Source organism: Rhizobium sp. Nf11,1, assembly GCF_050587665.1.
GTDB lineage: Bacteria > Pseudomonadota > Alphaproteobacteria > Rhizobiales > Rhizobiaceae > Rhizobium.
Map to the genome: position 1 here is coordinate 98123 of NZ_JBOBHU010000021.1, position 6584 is coordinate 104706.

Consider the following 6584-nt stretch of genomic DNA (forward strand, 5'->3'; position numbering starts at 1 on the left):
ATCACCAGACTTTCCTTTTCGATCGGTAAAGATGGCGAAGCGATAGGCGAGATGGTTAACAACCCGTCTTCACGCGGCAACTAAGCGACGCCTGCATTCCCTCAGGCGTCGCCGGTCACTACGCCCACGAAAGGCAGTTCGCGAAACGCATAGGCAACGTCCATGCCGTAGCCGACGACGAAGTAATCGGGACATTCGAAGCCGACATAATCGGCCTCCAGCTTTTCCTTGCGCTTGACCCGCTTGTCGAGCAGCACGGCGATCGTCACGTTGCGCGCGCCACGTTCGAAGAGCAGTTCCTTGGCAAAGAGCAGCGTCCGGCCGGACTCGAGAATATCGTCAATCAGGAGGACGTCTCGGCCATGTACGTCGCTGTCGATATCCTTGACGATGCGCACGCCCTGCGAAACGGTGCCGGTGCCGTAACTCGAAAGCGTGATGAACTCGACCTCAGGAGCAAGTCCGGTGTCGTGCAGGGCGCGAATCAGGTCGGCGGCGAAGATGAAGGAGCCCTTGAGCACGGCAATGACGAGCAGGTCCTTGGTCGGACCGTTGGCGATCTCCCGCGCCATCGCATGATTGCGCTCCGCGATCTGCTCGGCGGTGAAGAGCGGCTCGATATTTTTTCCGCGCACGACAGGCATAAGGGCTTGCTCCATGAAAAGAAGGGTAAGCCGTTAGCACATATGCGCGCCTGAAACAGCCTCGCCGTTTATGAAATCAACGGGATTGGTGCATCCTGTGGCAGAAAGCGATCACGAAACCCGTTATTTCTACGGCAGGAAAGAAAGCCGGACCTCCGGCAATTTTCCGCCGGCGTGCTGGACGCGGGCTGAAAAGCCACGGCTTTGGCCGTCGTAGATGACGTCGGCGGGCGGATCGATGACGACGCTTGCCGTCAGTCGTTCGTCGGTCACCAGATCGACGCGGATCGGATGCACCGTCTGCGTCGTGCCGCTTTCGTTTTCGATGATGCCGTTGACGACGAGCACACGCATGCCGTTCGCATCACGCGGCGTCACGGTGACATGGGTGAAATGCAGCGGCGCTCCGGAGGAGGCGCCCGCGGGGGAAAGGCCGGAAAAGCCGCCTGCGAGCCCGAAAACGAGCACGGCGAGCGCCAGTACCAGCACCGCGAAACTGCGCGGCGACGCTCGCTGCAGCCAGGATTCCGCCCTTCGCAGAGCGGAAGCAGCCATCGCCGACAGGAGCGGCGGCCGTGCGACGCGTGCTGCCGCCATGCGCCCGCCGTTGTCGTTATGGATCTTGGTGCTGAAGTCCTTCGGCCGGGTTTTGCCGACCGTCACGAATTCGGCGTCGGAGACATCAGCAGGACGTGTCGAACGATACTGGCGGCGTACGAGTTCGGGCGGCAGGAAATCATAGGCCTGGCCCGGCGTACGGCGGCTGAAGGAGGATGCTTCCATGGTGGCTGCCTCGCAGATGTCCACATGGTTTCGCTGCCGCAAGAAATCTTGGCATTGAAACGAATCCTCCTCAGTCGTAAATTTTAATGGTTAATGCTTCGCAAAGATTGCCATTAAACGGGCGTCTTTTCGGCAAACTTTACCGGCTGTTAACGGTGTTGGTTAACAAGTCACGCGGTGAAACCAAGAACAGACTGAGCTGCCCGTTGATCCACTTCGAGAATGTCGGTTTGCGCTATGGCATGGGCCCGGAAATCCTCCGGGACATGACCTTCGACATTCCGAAGAAATCCTTTCAGTTCCTGACGGGCCCATCCGGCGCCGGCAAGACCTCGCTGTTGCGGCTGCTCTTCATGTCGCTGCAGCCGACACGTGGTCTGATCCGCATGTTCGGGCGCGACATTTCCGAAATTCCCCGACCCGAACTGCCGCTGCTGCGCCGGCGCGTCGGCATTGTCTTCCAGGATTTTCGCCTGCTCGACCATCTCACGACCTATGAGAATGTCGCTTTGCCCTTACGCGTGCGCGGCAAGGAGGAAAGCTCCTACAAAACCGACGTTTTGGAACTCTTGAAATGGGTCGGGCTCGGCGAACGCATCAACGTGCTGCCGCCGGTCCTCTCCGGTGGGGAAAAGCAGCGCGCCGCCATTGCACGGGCGCTGATGGACCGGCCGGAAGTCCTACTGGCCGACGAGCCCACGGGCAATGTCGACCCGCCGATGGCAAGGCGCCTGCTCAATCTTTTCCTCGAACTCAACCGGCTTGGTACGGCGGTTGTCATCGCCACCCATGATCTGGCGCTGATGGAACAGGTAGAAGCCCGCCGTATGATCCTCTCGGAGGGGCATCTCGATATCTATGACTGAACCCCCGTCCAGGAACCGAGAGAAAGCGCCGGCTCAGCCTGCCGTTCAGCAGAAGCGGCCGGAAATGCGCGTGCGCCCGACCGCGCCGATCCTGCCGCCCTCCAATATCCAGGGCAACGCCCTGATGGTGGTTATATCGATCATGGCCTTTCTTGCCTGTCTGACGCTCGGCGGCGTCAGCATGGTGCGTTCGACGGCGGCAAGCTGGGAGAGCCAGATCTCCCGCGAGATCACCATCCAGATCAAGCCGGACGACAATCTCGATATGGAAAAAGCGCTGACGCAGGCACGCGACCTGGCGCTGACATTCGTCGGCACCAAAAGCGGCCAGATCGTCGACGAGGCAGCCACCGCCCGGCTGCTCGAACCCTGGCTCGGCCCCGGCCTCGATCTCAAGGATCTGCCTGTTCCCCGTCTCGTCGTCATCACCATCGACGAAAACAATCCGCCGGATTTCGATGCAATGCGAGGGCTCCTCAAGGACAGCATTCCGCAGGCGAGCCTCGACGATCACCGCACCTGGGTTGACCGGCTGGTCTCCATGGCGCACACGACGGTGCTGATCGGCACCGGCGTCCTGCTTCTGGTCTTCTCGGCGATGGTGCTGACCGTGGTCTTCGCCACGCGCGGCGCGCTGTCGGGCAACCGGCACATCGTCGAAGTGCTGCATTTCGTCGGCGCCGAAAGCTCCTTCGTCGCCACCGAATTTCAGAAGCATTTCCTGAAGATCAGCCTTAAAGGTTCGGCGATCGGCAGCGCGCTTGCCGCTCTTTTCTTCGCTAGCGCCGGCTTATGGCAAAGCCGTACGCTGGCAACGCCGGAGACGGATCAGGCAACGGCGCTGTTCGGCACCTTTTCCGTTGGTGTACTCGGTTATGCCGGCATCTTCGCGACAATGATCGTCATCGCACTCTTGACGACTGTCACGGCGCGGCTGACCGTCATGCGGACGATCTATGAAATCGATACATTGCGTTCGGACCCGACACGCACCGACGGCATCGCAAGTTGATCGTGACCATGCCGTTTTATCGTGAAAGCGTCTGTTCCGCGCCGCAATCAGCGTATAATCACGATTCATGACCATGGGCGATACGACACGCAATCCGATTCGGCAGGACCCGGAGCTTGATCGTCCGGCGGGGCTGCCGCCGCGGCGCGGTCCGATCCGCCGCCTGCTGCGCTGGGGCGGCTTTGGTTGCGTTCTGGCAATCGCCCTGGTGTTCGGCGGCTTTCTGCGGTTTGCCGATTCCGTGACAACGCTCAAGCCTCCGGCCGAGCCCAAGGCAGACGCGATCGTCGTGCTGACAGGCGGCTACCAGCGTATCGACCAGGCCGTGGAACTGCTGCAGAAGGGGGCGGGCAAACGACTGCTGATCTCGGGCGTCCATCCGACGACGACGCCGGCGCAGATTCGCAAGATGACGCAAGGCTCGGCCGATCTTTTCTCCTGCTGCGTCGATATCGGCCACGATGCGATAGACACGATCGGCAACGCCGAGGAAACCTCCAATTGGATCCACGCCAGGGGATACAGAAGCGTTCTCGTTGTCACGAACAATTATCACATGCCGCGCAGCCTCGCAGAACTCTCCTATGTCGATCCGGACATCGAGTTTATCCCCTACCCGGTGGTCAATTCGGATTTGAAGACCCGCAACTGGTTTACCGACCCGAACGCGATGCGGGTCATGCTCGCCGAATATGCAAAGGTGCTGTTAACGGGCGCTCGCAATATCACCGGCTTCGGCCGTCACACCGGACTGCGCTCGGCAAGTGTGTCCGCCGCAGACTGAGCTTTTGCATCGGAGCGGCATCAAACGCTTTTTATCACGGGCAATATCGTGTAGGCCGGTCGCATGAGCATGCCTCGGGATAATTTCATGATCGCCCTGCGTTCCGTCCTCTTCAACACGATCTTCTATGCCAATCTCATCGTCCGGATGATCGTGCTCTCGCCCTATTATTTCGTGGTGCCGCGGCTGACCGCCTATGAGATCCCAAAGAATTGGGCGCGCTCCAACCACTGGCTGATGCGCATGATCGTCGGCACGACCTTCGAGATCGAGGGGCTGGAGAACCTGCCTGAGGGCAGTTTTATCCTGGCGCCGAAGCACCAGTCCTTCTGGGACACCTATGCGCTGCTGCCTGATCTCAAGGATCCGGTCTACATCCTGAAGCGCGAGCTGATGTGGATTCCGCTCTTTGGCTGGTATGCGAAGAAGCAGCGCATGATCCCGGTCGACCGCGGCGCCCGCGGCAAGGTGATGGTGGAAGTGCTGAAACGCACCAGGGAGGAGCTTTCGACCGGTCGCCAGCTGATCATCTATCCTGAGGGCACCCGCCGCCCGCCGGGTGCCGAGCCGGTCTATAAATACGGCATCGCCCGCATGTACCGCGATCTTGGCATTCCCGTCGTGCCGGTTGCGATGCATCCAGGCCTCTTCTGGCCGCGGCGGAGCGTCCGCCGTTATCCCGGTCATTTCAAGGTCAGGATCCTGCCGCCGATCATGCCGGGAATGGATCCCGATGCTTTCTTCGCTCATCTGATCGAGGTCACGGAACGGGCAAGCGACGAGCTCCTCATCGACACCGTCGACCGTAATCCGCATCTGCCGTTGCCGCCGACAGCGGTCGCTCGGCTGACCGAGCTGCGCAAAGTGAGGGCGGCGACGGCCTGATCAGCCGGCCCGCAGCCGCTCCACCTCGTTGCCGACCTGCTCCAGCCACGGGTCGCGAATGCCCATCTGTCTCAGGTGCGCAAGCGTGTTGAAGACGTAGGCGTCGTTCGGGCCTGACTGCCCCCTGGCCTCGTTCACCACCCGCGCGGCCGCAAGCGCATCGAGCGTACCGGCATATTGCTCGTGGTCGCGATCAGCGATGTAGGTAACCGCTTCCGTTCGGCGACCGCCGGCAAACTGCAGCCGAACCCGGCGCTCCAGATAGACATTGGTGACGAGTTCGCGGGCGCGGAGATAATCGATCACCTCGTCCCATTTCTGCGGCGAAACACGAAACGCCATGCCACGGCATGCTCCACCCCTGTCGAGGCCGAGAACCAGGCCGGGATTGTCCGGCGTGCCGCGATGGACGAAGGATCGGACGCACAGCGAACGCCGGTAACCATGCACCAGAGCTTCTGCCCGCTCCAGGAACTCGAAGCCCGGATTCCACATTAGCGAGCCGTAGCCAAACACCCAAAATTCGTCCATATCGCACGCCAGACCGGAATCACATTGCGATTCACCATTGGAGAACATCATGGCAGCGTCAAGCCGATCCGGCAGCAGCCAAACCGGCAACAGCAAGAAATTCTTGTTGCTGGGCGGAGGCATCCTCCTGGTGATCGCGCTTTATACCGGCGGCTGGTTCTATGCCGCATCGGCCTTGAAAACGACGGTGCTGAAAGCAATCGCGCCGCGCGATCAGGCCAGCGTCACCGGCGAATGCTCCGATATCGAATTCCGCGGCTATCCTTTCCGCATCGGTCTGTTCTGCTCCAAGGTGGATGTCGACGACAATGTCAATGGCGTCTCCGCCACCTTCGGCGCATTGCGCTCCGCCGCGCAGGTCTACGCGCCGAGCCATATCGTCTGGGAGCTCGATTCACCGGCCGAAATCCGCACCACAAACGGCCTTTCGGTCTCGGCTCAGTGGACGAATCTGCAGGCGAGCCTGACGACCAGGCTGCAGGGCATCGATCGCAGCTCGACTGTCATCGAGGGCCTGAAGGCGACGGCGGTCTCCTCCTATACCGGCCAGACGATCAGCTTCGACGCGGCTCGCACCGAAATTCACCTGCGCCAGAACGGCGCCGATCTCGACGGCGCGATCTCCTTGCAGGATGCGAACACCGCGATCAAGGACTGGCCGCAGCTCTTCCCGAAACTCTCTGCCAGCATCGATCTCACGATTGCCGGCAAGGCCGGCCTGATCGACGGCAGCGACCCGAACGGCCTCAATGGTTCTGCCGGCGAACTGCGTCGCATCGTTGCCGACATCGGCGACGGCAAGGTGATGACGCTCACCGGTCCGTTTTCCTTCGACGAGCAAGGCTTTCTCTCCGGGAAGTTCAAGCTGGAAATTGAACGGCTCGGCCCCTGGGGCGACAGCCTGAAACAGGCTTTCCCGGATCTTGCTCCGACCGTCAACACGGCGACGAAGATGCTGAAGGCGCTGGCCGGCGGTAGAGACAAGGTCTCAGTCGATCTCGTCGTCGATCGCGGCAATGCCACCGTCAGCGGCTTCATTCCGCTCGGTCAGATCCCACCGATCTAAGGCTTTTCCGGGG

General features: G+C 60.9%; 8 protein-coding genes. 5 read left to right on the plus strand and 3 right to left on the minus strand.

The features are described from left to right. Window positions 1-101: 101 nt before the first annotated feature. The gene (hpt, locus tag ACQ7C1_RS25295) at window positions 102-644 is read right to left on the minus strand and encodes a hypoxanthine phosphoribosyltransferase (RefSeq protein WP_064805282.1); all 543 of its coding nucleotides are present in this window, start codon (window positions 642-644) and stop codon (window positions 102-104) included. Window positions 645-773: 129 nt separating this feature from the next. Beyond that, window positions 774-1427 carry a hypothetical protein gene (locus ACQ7C1_RS25300; RefSeq protein WP_430960251.1) on the minus strand — a complete coding sequence of 218 codons (654 nt, stop codon included), beginning with the start codon at window positions 1425-1427 and terminating at the stop codon, window positions 774-776. A 206-nt stretch (window positions 1428-1633) separates the two neighbouring features. Here ACQ7C1_RS25300 and ftsE point away from each other — a divergent pair, with 206 nt between their 5' ends. The 4 genes from ftsE to ACQ7C1_RS25320 all read left to right on the plus strand — a co-directional run bounded on the left by ftsE (window position 1634) and on the right by ACQ7C1_RS25320 (window position 4974). Next, window positions 1634-2293: a cell division ATP-binding protein FtsE gene (ftsE, locus tag ACQ7C1_RS25305; protein WP_097601574.1), complete on the plus strand. Its 660-nt coding sequence runs from the start codon at window positions 1634-1636 to the stop codon at window positions 2291-2293. After that, complete coding sequence (locus ACQ7C1_RS25310; RefSeq protein WP_430960252.1) at window positions 2286-3305, plus strand: cell division protein FtsX; 1020 nt, start codon at window positions 2286-2288, stop codon at window positions 3303-3305. Before ftsE ends, ACQ7C1_RS25310 begins: the two co-directional genes overlap by 8 nt. A 67-nt stretch (window positions 3306-3372) precedes the next feature. Continuing rightward, window positions 3373-4089 (plus strand): YdcF family protein, encoded by a 717-nt coding sequence (locus ACQ7C1_RS25315; RefSeq protein WP_430960253.1) that lies wholly within the window; start codon window positions 3373-3375, stop codon window positions 4087-4089. Between the two features lie 87 nt (window positions 4090-4176). Continuing rightward, window positions 4177-4974, plus strand: coding sequence for a lysophospholipid acyltransferase family protein (locus tag ACQ7C1_RS25320; protein WP_085779636.1), 798 nt, complete (start codon window positions 4177-4179; stop codon window positions 4972-4974). On the opposite strand, the gene ACQ7C1_RS25325 is transcribed toward ACQ7C1_RS25320, so the two are convergent. Continuing rightward, window positions 4975-5505, minus strand: a complete 531-nt coding sequence (locus ACQ7C1_RS25325) for a gamma-glutamylcyclotransferase (protein WP_097601580.1) — start codon at window positions 5503-5505, stop codon at window positions 4975-4977. Window positions 5506-5554: 49 nt separating this feature from the next. Between ACQ7C1_RS25325 and ACQ7C1_RS25330 the strand changes: the two genes are divergently transcribed. Continuing rightward, window positions 5555-6571, plus strand: coding sequence for a DUF2125 domain-containing protein (locus tag ACQ7C1_RS25330; RefSeq protein ID WP_430960254.1), 1017 nt, complete (start codon window positions 5555-5557; stop codon window positions 6569-6571). Window positions 6572-6584: the final 13 nt, after the last annotated feature.

Coding starts and splice junctions, on each gene's coding strand:
- ACQ7C1_RS25325 (WP_097601580.1), bottom strand. CDS start 5,505: ATGGACGAATTTTGGGTGTTTGGCTACGGCTCGCTAATGTGGAATCCG.
- ACQ7C1_RS25315 (WP_430960253.1), top strand. CDS start 3,373: ATGACCATGGGCGATACGACACGCAATCCGATTCGGCAGGACCCGGAG.
- ACQ7C1_RS25320 (WP_085779636.1), top strand. CDS start 4,177: ATGATCGCCCTGCGTTCCGTCCTCTTCAACACGATCTTCTATGCCAAT.
- ACQ7C1_RS25330 (WP_430960254.1), top strand. CDS start 5,555: ATGGCAGCGTCAAGCCGATCCGGCAGCAGCCAAACCGGCAACAGCAAG.
- ACQ7C1_RS25310 (WP_430960252.1), top strand. CDS start 2,286: ATGACTGAACCCCCGTCCAGGAACCGAGAGAAAGCGCCGGCTCAGCCT.
- ACQ7C1_RS25300 (WP_430960251.1), bottom strand. CDS start 1,427: ATGGAAGCATCCTCCTTCAGCCGCCGTACGCCGGGCCAGGCCTATGAT.
- hpt (WP_064805282.1), bottom strand. CDS start 644: ATGCCTGTCGTGCGCGGAAAAAATATCGAGCCGCTCTTCACCGCCGAG.